The organism is Paenibacillus terrae, assembly GCF_005217525.1.
GTDB classification, from domain to species: domain Bacteria; phylum Bacillota; class Bacilli; order Paenibacillales; family Paenibacillaceae; genus Paenibacillus; species Paenibacillus terrae_C.
The window spans coordinates 486284-505607 of the sequence record NZ_PNXQ01000016.1 but is presented as its reverse complement, the minus strand read 5'-3'; the positions used below and the strand labels follow the sequence as shown (position 1 = coordinate 505607).

Sequence of the window (19324 nt, the reverse complement as noted above, 5' to 3'; positions counted from 1 at the left end):
TGGCGAAATTAAAATTTTAAATTTTGCTTTTCAGCAGAGCGAATTCTTCCTTAATTTGTGTCAGCAACTCAGGATTAGTGATTACATCACATGCGGTCCAGGCCAAGGTTCTGGCGGCTAACAACATTCCTTCCAGCGCCCGATCCTGCATCGCCAAATCGCGGAATTCAGGTGTATGCAAGGCGTGCTTCTCGTCAATAACTTGAATGTACGGATGAATGGCGGGACAGTGCAGCGACACATTTCCAATATCCATGGAGCCGTGATCTTCGCCCTCCGTGATGTCCTCCTGCGGAATGCCTGTCAGCACCAAATTTGCGGTAAAGGCATCGGAGAGCGCACGGTTAGTCACCATTTCATCATAAGATGTCTCATAATTCGAGGTTTTCAGACGACACCCCGCTTGTAGGGCCGCTCCTTCGGCAATTTGAATGACGCGGCGAGTCAATGAATTCAGTTCATGACGTGTAGCAGCCCGTACATAAAATTGGGCAGAGGCATAATCAGGAATGATGTTTGCTGCTTGGCCTCCTTGATTAATAATGCCGTGAATACGTACCGTACTCTTCACCTACTGGCGGAACGCATTGATGCCGTTGAACGTTTGAATAACCGCGTCCAGCGCGTTAATACCTTCGTGGGGATTGGCCGCCGCGTGAGCGGATTGCCCAAAGAATTCGAATTGTACGGCATCAATCGCCAGCGATTTGCCCGATTTTTCATAACGGTCATAAGGGTGCGTCATGAGCGCTATATCACAATCATCAAACAACCCGGCAGCCGCCATAGGAACCTTGGCACCGCGTGTTTCCTCGGCAGGTGTGCCGTATACCCGTACTTCTCCACCGATCTCGTCAATGACCGATTTGAGGCCGACAGCTGCTCCTGTACTCATCATACAGATCAAATGATGTCCGCATGCGTGTCCCAAGCCTTTGAGGGCGTCATATTCCGCCAGAAAAGCGATGACTGGTCCGGGTTTTGCAGCTATATAAGTCGCAATAAAAGCCGTTTCTATACCCAGAACAGGAGTCTGCACTTCAAATCCGTGAAAAGCCAATTCCTCTTTTAGACGAGCAGTTGCCAAAAACTCCTCATTCCCCAGCTCCGGATTTGCGCCAATATATAACGAGATGTTCTTAAAACGTTGGGCATATTGCTCAATTGTATGTTGAATCGTCTGTTTAAAACCCATGCTAAAAACTCCTTTGTATAAGCTGTAATGTGGGTACTACGTTAGAAATGCTGAATTTGTAATATAACACTCATTGCATAATCATGCATATTCATTTATAATGACACAATCTTATTTATTATAAAGAATTTAAGGAGAGAAAAAAAGATTGAAAAAGGCATATCGTTTTACCGCCCTGATTTTGACGGCGGTTATCTTGCTGTTGGCTGGTCTTCCGATGCTTACTGCATACGGGACGGAAGCGAAGACACAGCCAAAACTTGTACTCGGCATGAGTGCCGATTTTCCGCCATATGAGTTTCATAAAGTAATTAACGGTAAGGATACCATTGTTGGCTTTGATGTTGATATCGCCAATGAAATTGCCAAGGATCTGGGTGCAGAGCTGGTCATTGAGGACATGAGCTTTGACTCGTTGCTGCCTGCTCTGCAAAGTGGCCGCGTAGACTTGGTTCTGTCAGGTATGACACCGACGGATGAACGCAAAAAGAGTATTGATTTTTCGGATGTGTACTACCACTCCAAGCAAGTCATCATGGTACGCCCGGAGGATAAGGACAAATATTCGACGATGGCTGCTTTGAAAGGCGAGAAGATCGGAGCACAAAAAGGGAGTATCCAAGAGGAAATTGCTCAGAAAGTGCCCAATGCCTCAGTAACTTCACTGGATAAAATCTCCGACCTGGTGCTCCAGCTTCGGACCCAACGTGTGAATGCTGTAGTGATTGAAGACACTGTCGCTAAAGGATACACATTGGATGGCACTGTAACACTCGCCAAGGCGGTGCCTGAGGATGAGGGAGCAGAAACAGCTGTAGGTATTCGTAAAGGAAATGCTGAACTGCTGGCATCTGTAAATAAAACGTTGGCTCGCCTGAAAGCAGACGGGTCTATTGAAAAGTTTTCCACGGAAGCGAGTGCGCTCTCTGCGGATCGACAGGTTTCATCCAACAACATCGTGGATATATTTTGGAAATATCGCAGCTTTTACGCTACGGGTATCGGCTACACGTTGTTGTTGTCTGCGCTCGGGGTACTGTTCGGATTTATCATTGGTCTGATCATCTCTCTGCTGCGGATGAGTGGTGTACGTATCATTGAATGGTTGGGTACAGCCTACGTAGAGGTACTTCGTGGTACACCTATGCTGGTACAGCTTATGATCATCCATTATGGAGTTGCTTTGACGCTGGGCGTCAATTTTACGCCACTTCAGTCCGGTATTATTACGTTATCTCTGAATAGCTCGGCATATCTGGCTGAAATTTTCCGTGCAGGTATCCAGGCAGTGGACCGTGGTCAGATGGAAGCGGCCCGTTCACTCGGTATGGGACGAGGCAAAGCTATGCGTCACGTCATTTTACCGCAAGCGTTCAAGTCTGTACTGCCTGCGATCGGCAATGAGTTTATTACGATTATTAAAGAGTCCTCCATCATTTCTACCATCGGTATGGTGGATATTATGTATCAGGCCCAAGTCATTAAGAACATCACCTACGAAGGATTAAGTCCGTTCGTCATCGCGGCTGCTATTTATTTTGTAATGACATTCAGCTTGTCGAAGCTGTTGGGTTTATGGGAAAGGAAGTTGAGAGCCAGTGATCACCGTTAAACAACTGCGTAAATCGTTCGGCAAAAATGAAATTTTAAAAGGCATTGATATAGATATTGCAAAAGGCGAGGTTGTTGTCGTCATTGGCCCGAGTGGTTCGGGGAAAAGTACATTTTTACGTTGTATGAATCTGCTGGAGCAGCCGACCGATGGGGAGATTTTGTTTGAAGGCGAGCCGATTACAGCCCGTGGTCATAATATTAATGCGACTCGTGAGAAAATGGGGATGGTGTTCCAGCATTTCAATCTGTTCCCGCACAAAACGGTGCTGCAAAATCTGACGCTTGCGCCAACTCAGGTTAGAGGCCAGTCAGCAAAGGAAGCGGAGAAAATTGCACTAGAGCTGCTGCGTACCGTTGGGCTTGAAGACAAAAAGGACACCTATCCCAATCAGCTTTCCGGCGGACAGAAGCAGCGGATTGCGATTGCACGCGCCTTGGCGATGCAGCCGCATGTGATGCTCTTCGACGAGCCGACTTCTGCTTTGGACCCTGAAATGGTCGGGGAGGTGCTGGACGTGATGAAGAAGCTGGCTGAGGGTGGCATGACGATGGTCATCGTGACACATGAAATGGGCTTTGCCCGCGAGGTAGGAGACCGCATTATCTTTATGGATAACGGTCAAATTGTGGAGCAAGGTACACCGGAGCAGGTTTTTGGCACTCCAAGCCATGATCGTACCCGGGATTTTCTTGCCAAGGTTTTGTAAGAAATGAGCTTGTAAAGGCTATGAAGCAAGCCCTCCGCGGTGGAAGTTTGACGGGAGGGCTTTTTCTTTTTTTTGTCATCCTCGTTCAGATTTTTGTAACTGATTTCGATTTCATGATGACAAAATTGTAACAGATGTAGTATGATGTTCGAGGTTCCCAACATTTTCATGCAGATAAGGTTACAAAATTGTGATATTATGCAGTGAGCCAAAACTTACCGGGGCAGCAGACAGCTACATTTAGACGCTGAATGCGGGACCCAAAACCATGGGAAGTGCGGAGGACGTAACAACGGCAGTAACTTCTGATCCGTCTTCATACGAATGGATGGAAGGTGCCTAGGGGTGAATTGCACAAGCATAGGGCTTCTCCTGAGTCCGAATCCGACAGCTAACTTCGCAGGCATAACAGAGGAGGTACATATCTTTTGAAACATCTTAAACGTATTGGAAAAACAATGAAATTTGCGGTGCTGGCAGCAGCCATTGCAGGATTGGCGCAGACAGCCGGGGTAGCCGACGCCGCTTCGCTTCACACCGCCAAGGAAGGTGATACCTTCTTTTTACTTGCTCAACGTTACGGGGTATCTGTAGATAATCTGCAAAAGGATAACCCAGATCTTGCTGCCAGCAATATATATGCAGGAGTACAAATTAAGGTGCCGGTCGAGAACAAGGTAAAGGCTGCTTCGGATTCAAAGCCTCAGCTTCTTTCAGATAAAGCGCCGGCAGGTGACGGTCAACAAGTTGAAGCATGGGGCAAAACATTTAACTACAGCAAAGTAGTTGACGTGAAGGCTACAGCATATTCCGCTGCAACCAGTGAAAATGGAAAATGGGGAGCGGTGGATTATTTCGGAAATCCGCTTAAGCTTGGTACGATTGCGGTTGACCCAAACGTAATTCCGTTGGGTACGAAAGTGTTGGTTACAGGCTATTCCCACCCGGGTTTGCCGGATCATTCTTTTGTAGCCGTAGCACGCGATAAGGGTAGCGCCATTACGGGGAAACGGATAGATATTTTCATTCCAGGCAGCCCATCTTTTGTGAGTGACTTTGGTTTTCAGAATGTGAAGCTGTACGTCATTGATAAATAGACTGTATAAGCAAATGAATTAAGTGAACATAATATATATTATGTAAACTATAATCTGTGATCTATAATCAAATAACTTAATCGCAGGTTCAGGATTCATATATGGGTTTTGTCGATTAAAAAAGGGCTGTCTTGACGAGCAGAATGCATCTGCTGGTAAGACAGCCCTTTTAATGTTATTTCCGCTCCGAGGTATGAAGTAGCCGTGGAACCGTGACAAATTTGTAGCCCTTGGCTTTCAGCGACTGAATGAGACCCGGCAGGGATTGAACAGTGCCTTTCAGATTGGAACTTTGACCTCCACCTGCATGCATTAAAATGATGGAGCCTGGTCCGGTAGCCGGGATCACATTACGCTGAATTTGTGTTTTACTGAGTCCCTTCCAATCGAGGGAGTCTACGTTCCAATTCACAATCATGTAGCCGTGACGACGCGCCCACTGGATCTGAGGCTCCGTAATTTCACCATAGGGTGGGCGGATCAGCTTGGGGCGAAAGCCAACGGTGGCCTCCAAAATATGTTCTGTTTTCTTAATCTGGTTGCGAAAGCGTTCCGGTGAAGCTTTCCTAAAATCCGGATGAGTATAGGAATGGTTGCCTAAGGCATGGCCTTCACGTACGATACGGCGAATCATGCCAGGGTGTTTTTCCGCACGGTGACCGACGATAAAGAAGGTTGCTTTAATCCCATTCGCGTGCAAAATGTCCAGAACCTGCGGCGTATACCGGGAATCGGGCACGTCATCAAAAGTCAGGGCAATTTGCTGAGTATGCGGACCGCACATTTTGAAAATATCCGCATGTTTTTTTCGAAGCATGGCTAATGTGGGAGTAGCTCGTTCTCTGCTCTTATGTGCTGAAGAAACAACAGCCGCTTCCTTGGGATGGGGCGTTCCGATATCGGGAGGCGCATCCGCGTGAACGGGAAAACTCGAAAATGCTAGTAACAGTGCCATGATTGGCAATAATCCCCTGTACGGCATATGTATCCCCCCTTTCCGTGCAGTGGTACCTTCTGTTGCTTTCATTTATTATGCACCTGACATATTGAAATTATGCTGCTAAACAGGTTAGACTATTGAGTGATTGAGTGAAAATGCCCTGTGGCAACGGATGTAAGTGAAGATCACGAAGCTAAAGGCACATATTCTATTAATCCTGACCGAAAACAGCAGCATTTTCGCAACTTTTAGCCTTTTAATGGATTCGGTATCCAGTGATAGCTGGTGTATAATGGGGTTGCAATTCATATTGTACAGAGATGGAATTAAAGGAAGGATGGATAAAAGTGACCGACTTGTTTACTCCTTATCAATTAAAGGGACTTTCTTTAAAAAATCGGATTGTAATGCCCCCGATGTGCCAATATAGTGTGGAGGCCAAAGATGGAAAGCCAAATGATTGGCATCATGTCCATTACGTTAGTCGGGCAGTAGGTGGTACCGGACTGATTATTGTGGAAATGACGGGGGTCCACCCGGATGGACGCATTACAGATCATGATCTGGGCATTTGGAGTGACGAGCATATTCCTGCATACCGTAAAATAGTGGAGGAAGTCCACAAGTACGGTGCCAAAATCGGAATTCAATTAGGTCATGCCGGACGCAAGGCTGAAGATGCTGACTTGCCTGTTGCACCGTCTTCGATTGCTTTTAGCGAACGTTTCAAGGAGCCGCATGCTTTGACGACAGCCGAAGCCAGGGAGCTGGTACAGGCGTATAAGGAAGGCGCGCGCCGCGCGGTGGAAGCTGGTTTTGATACAGTAGAAATTCATGGCGCTCACGGTTATTTGATCCATCAATTTCATTCCCCTTTAACGAACACTAGAGAAGATGAGTATGGACAGGATCTATCGCTGTTCGGTGTTGAAGTGATTCAGGCTGTTAAAGAGGTGCTTCCGCCTGATATGCCTGTGATGATGCGGATATCCGCCAAAGAGTATGTTGAAAACGGATATAATGTGGAATACATAGCGGGCATAGGGGAACGATATCGTGATGCAGGTGTGGATATTTTTCACATCTCCTCTGGTGGCGAAGGGCCAATTGGTTCCAATGGCGGTCCATCTGCGCGTGCGGGTTATCAGGTGGATTTGGCACGTGATATACGTGAAAAGCTGAATGTGCCTGTAATTGCTGTTGGTCTGCTGGACGATTATGAGGATGCCCGGCGGGTGATTCAGCAAAAAGAAGCCGATCTGGTAGCGATAGGACGCGCCATGCTGCGCGATCCGTATTGGGCGCTGCATGCATCGCGGGAGCTAAAAGTACAAGCGGATATCCCGGAGCCTTACCTGCGTGGTTTTTAGAATGCACTTTTATTTGGATCATATTTTTTGAAACTCAATTTGCAATGCTTGCGTAAACATGTGTACAGAGCTTAAAATTTAAGCATTCAACACTAGGAGGAACTTCACATGTCTATTTTCAAACGTTTAAGAGATCTTACGATGTCCAATATCAACTCCATTATTGACAAGGCCGAAGATCCAGTTAAAATGACGGACCAATACATTCGTGATATGCAAGAAGACCTGGAGGATGCAGAGAAGGCAGTAGCCGCTCAGATTGCTATTGAGAAGAGATTCAAACAGCAATACGAAGAGCAGGCTGCTTTGGTGAAAAAACGTGAGGAGCAGGCCCATACGGCAGCAAAAGCACAAAACGTGGATCTGGCTCGCCGTGCGTTGGAAGAAAAGAAATCTGCTGAGCAAAAAATGACCGAGTTCAAGGCAGGCTACGAGCAGAACAAAGCCGCAGCCGATAACCTGCGCGGTAAGCTGGATGAAATGCGCAGACAGCTGACAGAAATGAAGAACAAGCGTGAAACACTGGTTGCCCGTTATAATGCAGCTAAAGCGCAAACGGAAATTAACAAAGCGATGAACGGTTTTAGCTCTGACACGGCAACTGCCGGGCTGAAGCGTATGGAAGAAAAAATGCTGCAAGCGGAAGCGCGTGCTGAAGCAAGCAACGAAATGTCCTCTAAGGAAAGATCGTTGGATGAGGAATTCAAGGAGCTTGATAAGAAAAGCGCTGTGGACGAAGAGCTTGCCGCTTTGTTGAAGCAATACGACAATAAATAAGGTTATAAGCATGGGCGCCTGCGTGGCTGCTAAGGAAGCGAAGGGGAACCGTTTTCTCCTTCGCTTTTCCCTGCCCGGAGGCGTAAATCAATAAATGAAGGTCAAGAAGATGTGGAGGATGGTATGAAATGCATTTTTTGGAAACGATGAAAGCGATGCTTGTATGGACTGGCGCGGGTGCCGTTTTGTTGTTCGTATTGATGTACATTGATTCTTTATTTACGAAGTATAAGGATTTTGCAGAAGTGAAAGCGGGTAATATGGCTGTAACGGTCCGGTTAATTATGAAGCTGTTTGCACAGGGGTATATTTTGTCAAGCTCCATTGCTACAGCTAACAATTTGCTGGAGGCGCTTGTGTATTCGGTGATCGCCTTTGTCATTCTGTTTGTTTTGGAAGTTGTCGTACGTCTGTTGCTTCGGTACTGGGCACAGCTTGATCTGGATAAAGGCACGCAGGAAGGCAAAATTGGCTTTGGTCTGTTTTCAGGTACGCTGCATCTGGTCGGCGCTTTGATCATTGCGGCATGTTTCTAGGCTAAAGAAGGGCAGGGGGAAACATTATGGGTGTATGGAAACGAATTTCGAATCTGTTTGCCAAGCCGGAGCCGCCAAAAGTGGAAAAGAGTATGCTTCATTTAAACCCCGGCGATATCTGTGAAGTGTCGCTTGTCACATATGAAGTGGTAGGCCGAGTACATAACCGCGCTCGGAATGCCGTTGTTCTAACGCTTCAGGATGGTAATCAAGTCAGCTACCTTCACATTGAGGAACGGGAAACGTTGCAATTTGGACTGTATCAGGCGATTGACGGCAGGCTGGACAATCCGGAGGAAGTGCCAACGATTCTGGAACTGGATGACACAACATATCATTTGGAAGAGCAATATTTTGGGCATGTTACGGTTATGGGCCGTGCTCCTTTTCGACAGGGTGGAGAGCAGCATGTTTGGCAGTATCAGTCGGATGATTACCATCTGCTGCGTGTAGAGTGGCAGGACGGCCGCTTTATGCTATATGAAGGAGAAGAAGTAATTACCGGAGACGTCAAGGTTATTCGGGCAAGCTAGGAGAGGGTGACACATGGGCAAACGCACCTGCCAGTATGCATTAAAGGTCATTGTGGCGCTGAGCTTGTTCGTATCCGTGCTAAGCGGCTGCGGTGCGCCAAATGTGAAAGATACGTACCCGCTGGAATCGGTCAGTGGTAGCGGCAACTCGACCTCGTACGTGTACCGGGCCGCAGGCAAAACGGTTCCAGAAGTAGCGGAGGAACTGAAAGAACAGCGTGAGCCGGAACAAATCTCGCCTCAGAGCAATGAGCGGATGTTTCTGGTATACAGCGATGAATGGTATCATTTGCAGCAAGATCCAGCCAAGAAGGAAGACACATTAATTGAAATCGACAGCAAAAAGTATGTGGAGCAAAATTACAGTTCCAGCTTTCTAAAAGGATACTTAACGGCAACCGTACTGGATGCTCTGTTTGATTCGTTGCGCGGATCAGGCTCTTACCGGGGATATTCAAGCAGAGATGTATATCGGCCTTCTCAAGGCCAGTACCGTGCACCTACGGTGCAGGAGAAGAAAGCCATCCCACCAATTACGGTGGAGCGGAAGGGTTCCGTTACCCGTAGGGGTAAGGGGTCTGATTCCAGTGTTGGTTCCAGCGGAAGTCTGTTCGACAGAGGCTCCAGCAGCAGTTCACCGAGCAGGGGCTCGATTTCACGTGACCGGGGCAGCAGCGGCGGTTCCAGCATTTTTGATTCGCCGCGTAAATCTTATAGTAAGCCTAAAACACGCAGCGGTTCAGGTAAAATCAGCCGACGAAGTCGACGATGATGGGGTTAAGGTGTGTAATGACGAGCAAACTATTAAAATAGAATTTGCAAAACAGTTCGGGAATGAGATCCCGGGCTGTTTTTTTTGCGGATAGAGACTTGCTGCTACCCAATAAACATGGCCCGGATTTGCCAGATAACGGTTTTAGCGTTATAACAGAAAGAGGGCATTTTCATAAGAACGGAGTGAAGATATGAATCAGGCACAATTAAATTCGGACAAGTTTCAGCGCCAAGCGGTTCAAGTGGAAGAAGCACAAAGCAGAATAGCTGCTCATGTTAAACAGGGAGAGCGGGAGGATGTAGGGCTGGAGCAGGCGCATGGACGTTATTTGGCGATGGATTTAACCGCACCACACCCGTATCCCCGCTTCCGTCGCTCCGGCATGGATGGATACGCCATCCTTGGTTCGGACACTGAAGTCTGTTCGTTCGGTCAGGAGATCTGGCTACGCGTGATTGATGAAATTCCATGCGGCACCGTATCGGACAAGCGGGTAGAGACGGGATTGGCAGCTCGTATTATGACAGGAGCGCAATTGCCTGAAGGGGCCGACACGGTTGTTATGCTGGAAGCAACACAGCTACGTGATGAAGATGGACAGGTATATGTCGGCTTGAAGAAGCGCATGGAAATCGGCAAAAATGTGACGGCAATCGGCCATGAGATCCATGAAGGTCAGCTTTTACTTAGTAAAGGAACCTGTCTGGGTGCAGGACACATCTCTGTGCTGGCTACCTTTGGTGTACATCGGGTACCTGTCTACAGGAAGCCACGAGTAGCTGTTTTTTCCACAGGTTCGGAATTGCTTGGCGTGGATGAGCCGTTGCAGCCGGGGAAAATTCGGAACAGCAATACATATATGCTGGCTTCACAAATCAGGGAGGCGGGAGGCGATCCGTTCATCCTGCAAGCCATTCATGATGACTTGGCTCTCGCCCGGGCTTCCGTACGTGAAGCGATAGCTGCCTACGATATCGTCGTCACGAGTGGCGGAGTATCGGTGGGGGATTTTGATATTATGGGCGATCTGGTACGACAGGAGGGTGTGGATATGCTGTTCAACAAGGTCACCATGCGTCCAGGCAGTGTGACCACAGCCGCGTTGATTGACGGCAAGCTACTAATAGCGCTTTCTGGCAATCCAGGTGCGTGCTTTGTAGGCTGTGAGTTGTTTGTGCGACCCACCATCCAAATGATGCTGTCTTCAGAGCAGCCGTATTTACAAACCTGGACGGCGCGGTTGGGAGCAGATTATACGAAGGTGAACAATTTTACCCGCTTTGTACGTAGCTCCTTGGAGATAAAGGGCGGACAAGTATACGCGATTCCTGCGCGAGTGGATGAATCCAGTGTCATGGTGTCGATCAAGGACAGCGACTGTCTGATCGTGGTTCCTCCAACAACAGAGGGCTTGCGTGCAGGGGAAGAGGTGCGAGTGCTGGTGCTTCAAGGCGGTCAGGTGTCGTGAATACGATAAATCCGTATGTATGTCAGGTCGTCGGCTTCAAAAATACGGGCAAAACGACCTTCCTCGGAGGATTGATTGTTTATTTGCGAGAGTCTGGGCTACGCATTGCTGTGATCAAGCATGATGGACATGAGTTTGAGATGGATCATAAGGGAACAGATACGTACAAGCATCGACAAGCGGGAGCCGAAGGCGTAGCCATTGTTTCAGGTGGAAGAACAGCTATTTTAGAGGAGCATAGCCGGCCTGTCACCGGACTGATCCGGCATTTTCAGGCATACGACTGTGTGCTGTTGGAAGGCTTCAAGCAGGAGCATTATCCGAAGCTAGTCATGGTACGGGAACAATCGGATGCCAAGCTTACCACAGAGCTGACCAATGTACAGGGAGTAGCGGTTTGGGAGGATCATACGGGCTGGGCACAGAGCCATTTTTCGGATCAAACGATGCAGATATTTCCTGCCGATGCCAACGGCCCGGCAGGCCGCTGGTTACTTGGACAGATTCAGAAGCAAAGAGAAGGAGTTCGGAATGAGCAGGACTGAGACATTAATCGGCTGAGCCGGCTTGAGTATCCACCCGCCGTTCAATCGCTTGGGACATGGTCTTGTCGGTCAGATGGGCATAAACTTCTGTCGTTTCTGTGGAGGCGTGACCGAGCTGTTCCTTCGTTTTGTAGATATCGTTTTGCAAATAGTAGTCGGTGGCAAAGGAATGACGGAGCTTGTGAACGGTCAGGTAAGGCTTGCCGAACCGTTTGGCATACTTGATAATCATCGCCTGAATCGCTCTTTTGGTCATCCGTTTGCCTTCTGTACTACCGTTGGGACGTGCGACGAAGAGCGCTTTTTCCTTTTTGGGTGCGCGATAACGAGTATGCCGCAGAGACAAATAGAGTGCCAGATCATCTTTGGACTGCTCGCGGAAATATACTGGCGTTTTAAAGGTCTCGTCGTTGTTGCCTTTACGATACACATATAGTAATTTATTGTTTACATCCAGATCGTCCAGATTCAGATTGACGATTTCAGATACGCGCAGGCCCGAATTTAGAATCAGACTGGCGATACAGGCGTCACGTTCCTTGTTCAGCTCATAGGAGTACAGTGCCTGCTTGTTACCGGCCAAATCTTGTCCATAGCCTTCATAAATGTAGCCGATAAATTCAAGCAGCTCTTCCTCCTCCAGTATTTTTCCTTTGAGCTTGGCCGCTGTGTCCTTGGGTTTATGTATGCGCTTGATTTCGACCTTGGCCATAATGTTGCGCTTGAGTAAAGGATAAAAGTTTTCATCCTCAGCGATCTGGCTCAAATAATGAAAGAGGGAACGCAGGGACGAAAGCTTGCGTGAAATCGTAATGCGGGAATTGGAGCCTTCACGCTTAGTCGATAGAAACAAACGATAGCCTGTAATACTATCCATATGGAGCGTCTCCAATTCTTCCAGCGTAACTTGGGCGTTCGTCTCTCCTGCAGATAAGCCTTCCGAGCGAAGCCATGCAAAAAAAGCTTCATAATCCCGCACATATTCCAGCAATGTGGAAGGGGACAGGTCAGGTAGCTTGTAATCCATAAATTGCTGCACGTACCATGGCAATCCTGGCATTTTTTCATCCAGTTTGCGCCGGTCGATGATCTTTTGTATATTCATTGGGCTCCACCTCGTCCGGTCATAATATATGTATTTTAGCATATTTTGAACAGCACCGGATGGAGTGTAATATAAGATGGAATGCGAATCGAAGTAAAGAACGAACTAATCCGTCAAGAGAGGTGAAAATATGGGGTATGACATCCAGTCGGAGTTGAAGCTGTCCATAAAAAGTGTACCAGAGTCGCAGAAGGGCATTATTGTGCAGCTCATGCAATTTTATTTATATGATTTTACAGCCTATCTTCGAATTGATGTTACTGAAAACGGCACTTTCCCGGCCTACCCGGACTTATATCAATACTGGACAAGCGGTGAACAGAAGTTACCTTTTCTAATCTGGAGACAGGATGTTCCCGTAGGTTTTGCGTTGGTTGACCGAATGTCCAGCAATCGGGAGGCTGACTACTACATGGCTGAGTTCTTTGTGCTGCGTCCATATCGGCATAATGGGGTCGGTACTTGGGCGGCTCATGAGCTGTTTGGACGTTTTGCCGGGCGTTGGAAGGTAACGCAGATGAGCACGAACAGGCCAGCGCAGTCCTTTTGGCGTAAGGTGATTGGCAGTTATACAGATGGGGACTACAGGGAGCAGACTCATCCGGTACGAGGGAATATAAGTCAGTTTTTCAATACCTGAAAAATTCAAAACTGTAATTAGCAGCGAAAAAGAGCCGGGGAGAGCATTTCTGTCGGCTCTTTTTTGCGTTGTCAATTTAAGTCTTCTATCCATCTATAGATCATTCCAATTAGAACTTGCATTGACACTATAAAAACGCGGGTATACAGTTATTTGTACAATTCATATATAACTGATTGGAATTATAAACAATGTAACATCGGCTCTAAAATGCAATATATTCATAACATTACCCATAAGATTGGAGAGTGCTTTCAAGTGAAACGAACAAGTCGATATGCCAAAATGGTAGCTCTAACCCTGTCGCTGGTGCTGGTATTGTCGGCATGCTCAGATAATGGTGGAGCCAATTCTACGAATACGGGAGCAAATGCAGCTGGAGGCGGGCAAGCCGCAGAAGGTGGAGACCTGACCTATGCACTGGCTACATCGCCGGATTCACTGGACCCGCATAGGAGTGGCTTGGCGGTAGCATCCCGGGTGTATCGGGGGATATTCGATAACTTGGTGGTAAAGCTGCCGGACAATACGATTAAGCCTTGGCTTGCGACCGAATGGAGCGTTTCCGAGGATGGAAAAAGCTATACGTTCAAGCTGCGCAAGGACGTCAAGTTCCATGACGGAACTCCATTTAATGCGGAAGCAGTTAAATTCAGCTATGACAGAATTATTGATCCGCAAGCTGTAGTTGGCAATGCCGCTAACCTGCTGGCCCCGTATGAATCCTCACAAGTATTAGACGAATACACAATTAAGCTGAATCTGAAACGACCATCTCAGGCATTTTTGAGCAATTTAACGATCCCGGCAGTAGCTATTGTTTCTCCTGCAGGAGTCAAGAAATATGGAGATCAATTCGGCAAGCATCCAGTGGGCACAGGCCCGTTCAAGTTTGTAAAATGGGACGAAAATGCAGAAATAAAAATTGAGCGTAACCCGGATTACAAATGGGCACCGGAAACCATTGAGAACAAGGGAGCACCGTATTTAGATAGCGTAACCTTTAAAATCGTGCCGGAGGAAGCGACCCGGATCGGTAGTGTGCAGAGTGGGCAGGCCTTGGCCGCAGAAACAGTTCCTCCACAAAACATTTTAACGCTGAAGAGTGACCCTAATTTTCAATTGTTGCAGGTCAATACCCTAGGCTTACCGTACACGCTGTTCATTAACCAGAAGAAGGCGCCATGGAATGAATTGAAGGCCAGACAGGCGTTGCAATATGGAATTGATGTGGGAACGATGGTCAAAACCCTTTACCTGGGCACCTACGAGCAGGCTTGGTCATCGCTTACTCCGGGCATTTTCGCATATGATAAATCACTGGAAAACGGCTTACAGCCGGATGCTAACAAAGCCAATCAGCTTCTGGATGAGCTGGGTTGGGTCAAAGGTGCGGATGGTTTTCGAGTGAAGGATGGAAAACGTCTGACGCTGCATTATGTAGATGGCACGCCGAATCGTGAAAAGCGGCAACGATATTGCAGCCATTATTCAGCAGCAGTTGAAGAAAATCGGTGTTGATGTGAAGATTGAAATTACCAAGGATGTTGCAACGGTTGTATATACGAACGGAAACTATGATTTCTACGGGAATAGTCAGGTCAATGTGGACCCGAACGCGTTATATGCTTTTTACCACACAGCGGCTCCGAATCAGCTGCCTACGCTGCCTAACTTATCTAATCCAGAGGTCGACAAGCTGCTGGAGCAGGGAGCGATTGAAAAGGAGGATGCCAAGCGGGAGGGGATTTACAAAAAGGTACAACAATTGATCCGTGATCAAGCCGTTATCATTCCGATTTATGTATTCCCTTATACCGTTGGAGCTGCCAAGTCCGTACAAGGTCTTAAATTTGATTTATTGGGTTATCCGCTGTTTAACGATGTGCGCATTCAAAAATAGTATGGCTAAATTGTCTCTGGCAAGCCATTCAGACGGAAAGGAGTGTGCTTTATGATCAGGGCTGTTGCAGAACGTCTGGTAACCTCTCTGTTAGTTATTCTCGGTTCTTGTATTCTGGTGTTCAGCATTTTGTATCTGCTTCCGGGGGACCCGGTGGATTCTATTCTGGACCCTTCGACGGCCACGCCAGAAATGATCGCCAATTTGCGTCATCAGCTGGGAGTGGATCAGCCTTTTCATATGCAATTTTTAAATTATTTTGGAAAGCTGCTGCAAGGCGATTTTGGAAAATCACTGCTCAATGCTGATCCGGTGCTACCTAAAATATGGGTTAATCTCCCGCCTACATTGGCGTTGACGCTTGCTGGTTCTGCCATTTCGGTTATCATCGGTGTTTTGCTTGGAGTGCTGTCGGCCATTCATCGGAATAAGCCAATTGATATCGTCGCGCGAATCGTCGGACTGTTCGGCATTTCCATGCCCACATTCTGGTCAGGAATTCTGCTGTTGCTGATTTTCTCCATTCATTTGGGATGGCTGCCTGCAATGGGCTCGAACGGTTGGAAAACACTTGTGCTTCCTGCTTTCACTTTGGGCATTGTCGGTGCAGGGTTCATTGTCAGAATGGTACGCAACAGTATGCTGGAGGTCATAAATGAGCAGTTCATCGTTACGCTCCGTTCCAAAGGCTTATCGGAGAAGGTCATTATGTATCGCCATGCACTGCGTAATGCGTTGATTCCAACGATAACGATGATTGGGATGCTGATGGGAGAAATGCTGGCCGGAGCGGTTGTGAGTGAGACGGTATTTTCGCGACAAGGTATTGGACGTTTAATTGCGGATGCGATTATGGCTAAGGATTTACCAGTTGTGCAGGGAGTTGTGTTGTTCTCTGCCATCATGTACGTGATCGTAAATCTATTGGTGGATATATCTTATAAATTTATTGATCCAAGGGTTAGACGCTCGGCGTAAGTCGTCAGGAATCAGGGAGGAGGAAGAACAGTTGAGAGAAACAATGGCGGCCAAAACAGTCTGGAAGGAAAGAAAGCAGCGGGTAGCTCGGAAAACCGGAAGATTGCGGTTTGGGGGAGTGTCGGATGGGTTCGTATATGCGGCAGGATTGATTATCGTGTTCGTGATCGCCTGTGCAGCGTTTCCGCAATGGGTTGCTTCCTATGAGCCAACAGAAATGTTAAGCGACCAGATTTTACAGAGTCCAAGCGCTGCTCACTGGTTCGGAACCGACTATTTTGGACGGGATGTATTCAGTTTGGTTGTTCATGGAAGTAGGGATTCCCTGTTTATCGGCTTTATGTCGGTGCTCGTCGGTGGTCTGGCTGGTGGAATTATAGGAGCACTGTCAGGCTACATCGGTGGGATCGTGGACACAGTGCTGATGCGATTAATTGATATTTTGATGACCATTCCCGGCATTCTGCTGGCCTTGGCGATTGCGGCAGCTCTCGGGCCGAGCTTGTTTAATATCGTACTGGCGGTAGCCATATCTGCTATTCCGGGTTATGCAAGGGTGATGAGGGGGCAGATTATGAGCATAAAAGGACGTTCTTACGTTACGGCTTCACGCTCCATCGGAGTTACACCTTTTGGTATCTTTTGGCGACATGTGCTTCCCAATTCCCTGTCCCCTCTGCTCGTAATGGCGACGCTTGGAATCGGCAGCGCTATTTTGGCCGGATCGGGATTAAGCTTTCTGGGTCTTGGCACGGTAAAGGAAATTCCGGATTGGGGAACGGTATTGTCTCAGGGACGTGGATATTTGACAGTGGCTTGGTGGATATGCACCTTTCCTGGTCTAGCCATTACGTTGTTCGTGCTGTCGGTCAATATTTTGGGCGACAGGGTGAGAGATGAGCTGGACCCGAAAATGAATGCAAACTAGCATCAGGAAGCCTATTCGTGAGTACTATAGAAGGAGGGAGTTCGTTTGTCATCATTGCTGGAGATTGAACATTTGTCGGTGGATTTTCACACTAAAAAAGGTTTGCTGCAAGCTCTCGACAACGTATCGCTGACGATCGGGGCGGGGGAGACGGTCTGCCTTGTTGGTGAATCCGGTAGCGGAAAAACGATTACCTCCAAGGCGATTATGCGGCTGATTGATTATGAGGGCGGACGAATTGCCCAAGGGCAAATTCGGTTGAAGGGTATAGATTTGACCGTTTTATCGCAGCAGGAATTACGCTCGCTTCGCGGTAAAAAGATGGCGATGGTATTTCAGGAGCCAATGGCGGCGTTTGATCCGGTGTACACTATTGGATATCAGCTGATGGAAATCATTATGGAGCATGATCGGAAGGAACGGAAGCAAGCGTGGGCTCATGCGGTTCATTTGCTGAACAGGGTAGGGATTCCTGAGCCGGAAATCCGTATGAAGCAGTATCCCGGAGAGCTGTCTGGCGGGATGCTGCAACGGGCGATGATTGCGATGGCGCTGTCATGTGGACCTGAGCTGCTGATTGCAGATGAACCAACAACGGCGCTGGATGTAACGATTCAATCGCAAATTTTGCTGTTGCTTCAGGAATTAAAGGTGGAATTCAACATGTCGATTCTGTTGATTACGCATGATTTGGGTATTGCGGCGGAGGTTGCGGATCGAATTGTTGTGATGTATGCCGGGCGAGTCGTGGAGCAGGCCGCAACGGAAGAGCTGTTCGAGCTACCGTTGCACCCGTACACAAGAGGTTTGCTTAGTTCGGTGGCAACGCTGGATACAGATCGAAGCAGCAAGCTGTTTTCGATCCCGGGGGCCATCCCCAGCCTGAGTGCGTTGCCATCTGGCTGCTTGTTTCACCCGCGTTGCCCGCATGCGACGGATCAATGCAAAAACGAAGCGCCTCCGTTAGCTACCAAGGATGGACGAGAGGTAGCCTGCTGGCATTCGAAGCAGTTGGCTGCGTCCGGTGATTGGCGCATTTCAGAGCTATCGGTGGAAGGGCGAGTCCCGGCAGATGCTGTTGAAGAAGCGGCAGAAGTAAAGAAAGAAGTGACGTACGTATCTGCTGTTGATGGGATCATGGTGAACGGTGATGGCTTACAGGTAAAGGAATCTGTAATATCCAATGTAACTGTCACGGACACCGGGCAGAACAAGCAGGATTTGTTTCGGGTGGATGGGCTTCGCAAGTATTATCCGGTGAAAAGAAGCTTTCCCGGTCGGGCAGGTGCTTCCATCCGGGCGGTGGATGATGTATCATTTTCAATCCGTCAGGGTGAAACCTTTGGACTGGTCGGTGAATCTGGCAGCGGTAAATCTACCTTAGGCCGTCTTCTGATGCAGTTGGAACGTCCAACCTCAGGGCAGGTATGGTTTCAGGATCGGGAGCTGACAAAGTTAGGGAATTCCGAATTACGAGCTGCACGCCGTGATATGCAGATGATTTTTCAAGACCCTTACGGATCACTTGATCCCCGTTGGAATGTGGGGGATATTATCGGTGAACCGCTTGCGGTTCATGAAGGGCTGAGTGGCAAGGCCAAACGGGAACGGGTTGGGGAACTACTAAGTTCAGTCGGATTGTCTCCTTCGCTGATCACGCGGTTTCCGCATGAATTTTCGGGAGGCCAGCGCCAGCGGATCGGGATTGCCCGTGCAATTGCGCTGCAACCGCAGTTTATTTTGGCGGATGAGGCAGTGTCGGCTTTGGATGTTTCCGTTCAGGCGCAAATTGTCAATCTGCTTCAGGATTTACAGTGTAAGCTGGATACGACCTATTTGTTTATCGCGCACGGGTTGCACATCGTTCGGCATATATCGGATCGGATTGGGGTCATGTACTTGGGTAAGCTTGTAGAAATCGCGCCAAGCGAGGAGCTTTTCCGACATCCGGCGCATCCCTATACCCGAGGGCTTGTTGCTTCCATCCCCAATCCGAATCCTAAAAACCGGCGGGAGCTGATTACGATACAAGGTGAGATTCCTTCGCCTGCGAAGCCACCGTCCGGCTGTCGTTTTCATACCCGCTGTCCGCTGGCAACCTCGCGTTGCCGTGAGGAAGCGCCGGAACTGACAGCGATTGGCACAGGACATTATGCCGCTTGTCACTACCCGGCCTAAATCAAAGACATATCTTCTTTGACTTGATATCGGCA

The 19324-nt window shown here is 48.2% G+C and carries 16 protein-coding genes, 2 pseudogenes and 1 riboswitch; of the genes and pseudogenes, 15 read left to right on the top strand and 3 right to left on the bottom strand.

Annotated elements, in window-relative coordinates:
- Positions 1-16: 16 nt before the first annotated feature.
- Positions 17-1195, bottom strand: a pseudogene (locus C1I60_RS19895) (M20 family metallopeptidase).
- Positions 1196-1343: 148 nt separating this feature from the next.
- Here C1I60_RS19895 and C1I60_RS19890 point away from each other — a divergent pair.
- The 3 genes from C1I60_RS19890 (at position 1344) to C1I60_RS19880 (ending at position 4613) form a co-directional block, all read left to right on the top strand.
- Positions 1344-2807: an ABC transporter substrate-binding protein/permease gene (locus C1I60_RS19890; RefSeq protein WP_137063276.1), complete on the top strand. Its 1464-nt coding sequence runs from the start codon at positions 1344-1346 to the stop codon at positions 2805-2807.
- Positions 2794-3516 carry an amino acid ABC transporter ATP-binding protein gene (locus tag C1I60_RS19885; RefSeq protein ID WP_134914763.1) on the top strand — a complete coding sequence of 241 codons (723 nt, stop codon included), beginning with the start codon at positions 2794-2796 and terminating at the stop codon, positions 3514-3516. Before C1I60_RS19890 ends, C1I60_RS19885 begins: the two co-directional genes overlap by 14 nt.
- 248 nt (positions 3517-3764) lie before the next feature.
- Positions 3765-3937, top strand: a riboswitch (cyclic di-AMP (ydaO/yuaA leader).
- 7 nt (positions 3938-3944) lie between these two features.
- Positions 3945-4613, top strand: a complete 669-nt coding sequence (locus tag C1I60_RS19880; protein WP_137063275.1) for a 3D domain-containing protein — start codon at positions 3945-3947, stop codon at positions 4611-4613.
- A gap of 175 nt (positions 4614-4788) precedes the next feature.
- On the opposite strand, the gene C1I60_RS19875 is transcribed toward C1I60_RS19880, so the two are convergent.
- Positions 4789-5595, bottom strand: coding sequence for a polysaccharide deacetylase family protein (locus tag C1I60_RS19875; RefSeq protein WP_137063274.1), 807 nt, complete (start codon positions 5593-5595; stop codon positions 4789-4791).
- Positions 5596-5900: 305 nt separating this feature from the next.
- Between C1I60_RS19875 and C1I60_RS19870 the strand changes: the two genes are divergently transcribed.
- From C1I60_RS19870 to mobB, 7 genes are all read left to right on the top strand, one after another.
- The gene (locus C1I60_RS19870; RefSeq protein ID WP_137063273.1) at positions 5901-6923 is read left to right on the top strand and encodes an NADH:flavin oxidoreductase/NADH oxidase; all 1023 of its coding nucleotides are present in this window, start codon (positions 5901-5903) and stop codon (positions 6921-6923) included.
- A 108-nt stretch (positions 6924-7031) separates the two neighbouring features.
- On the top strand, positions 7032-7700 hold the full coding sequence (locus C1I60_RS19865; protein ID WP_137063272.1) for a PspA/IM30 family protein: 669 nt from the start codon (positions 7032-7034) through the stop codon (positions 7698-7700).
- A gap of 128 nt (positions 7701-7828) precedes the next feature.
- Positions 7829-8236 carry a DUF350 domain-containing protein gene (locus C1I60_RS19860; protein WP_137063271.1) on the top strand — a complete coding sequence of 136 codons (408 nt, stop codon included), beginning with the start codon at positions 7829-7831 and terminating at the stop codon, positions 8234-8236.
- A 26-nt stretch (positions 8237-8262) separates the two neighbouring features.
- Positions 8263-8769, top strand: a complete 507-nt coding sequence (locus C1I60_RS19855) for a DUF4178 domain-containing protein (RefSeq protein ID WP_137063270.1) — start codon at positions 8263-8265, stop codon at positions 8767-8769.
- 13 nt (positions 8770-8782) lie between these two features.
- On the top strand, positions 8783-9541 hold the full coding sequence (locus tag C1I60_RS19850) for a DUF4247 domain-containing protein (protein ID WP_137063269.1): 759 nt from the start codon (positions 8783-8785) through the stop codon (positions 9539-9541).
- 193 nt (positions 9542-9734) lie between these two features.
- Positions 9735-11012 (top strand): molybdopterin molybdotransferase MoeA, encoded by a 1278-nt coding sequence (locus tag C1I60_RS19845; RefSeq protein ID WP_137063268.1) that lies wholly within the window; start codon positions 9735-9737, stop codon positions 11010-11012.
- Positions 11009-11557: a molybdopterin-guanine dinucleotide biosynthesis protein B gene (gene mobB / locus C1I60_RS19840; RefSeq protein ID WP_137063267.1), complete on the top strand. Its 549-nt coding sequence runs from the start codon at positions 11009-11011 to the stop codon at positions 11555-11557. Before C1I60_RS19845 ends, mobB begins: the two co-directional genes overlap by 4 nt.
- A 4-nt stretch (positions 11558-11561) precedes the next feature.
- On the opposite strand, the gene xerS is transcribed toward mobB, so the two are convergent.
- Positions 11562-12662 (bottom strand): tyrosine recombinase XerS, encoded by a 1101-nt coding sequence (gene xerS, locus C1I60_RS19835; RefSeq protein WP_137063266.1) that lies wholly within the window; start codon positions 12660-12662, stop codon positions 11562-11564.
- A 130-nt stretch (positions 12663-12792) separates the two neighbouring features.
- Here xerS and C1I60_RS19830 point away from each other — a divergent pair, with 130 nt between their 5' ends.
- The 5 genes and pseudogenes from C1I60_RS19830 to C1I60_RS19810 all read left to right on the top strand — a co-directional run bounded on the left by C1I60_RS19830 (position 12793) and on the right by C1I60_RS19810 (position 19289).
- Positions 12793-13302, top strand: a complete 510-nt coding sequence (locus C1I60_RS19830) for a GNAT family N-acetyltransferase (protein ID WP_137063265.1) — start codon at positions 12793-12795, stop codon at positions 13300-13302.
- 285 nt (positions 13303-13587) lie between these two features.
- A pseudogene (locus C1I60_RS19825) lies at positions 13588-15205 on the top strand (ABC transporter substrate-binding protein).
- Positions 15206-15256: 51 nt separating this feature from the next.
- Positions 15257-16183 carry an ABC transporter permease gene (locus tag C1I60_RS19820; RefSeq protein ID WP_137063264.1) on the top strand — a complete coding sequence of 309 codons (927 nt, stop codon included), beginning with the start codon at positions 15257-15259 and terminating at the stop codon, positions 16181-16183.
- A gap of 31 nt (positions 16184-16214) precedes the next feature.
- Positions 16215-17111, top strand: coding sequence for an ABC transporter permease (locus tag C1I60_RS19815; protein WP_137063263.1), 897 nt, complete (start codon positions 16215-16217; stop codon positions 17109-17111).
- A 45-nt stretch (positions 17112-17156) separates the two neighbouring features.
- On the top strand, positions 17157-19289 hold the full coding sequence (locus C1I60_RS19810; protein WP_137063262.1) for an ABC transporter ATP-binding protein: 2133 nt from the start codon (positions 17157-17159) through the stop codon (positions 19287-19289).
- Positions 19290-19324 lie beyond the last annotated feature (35 nt).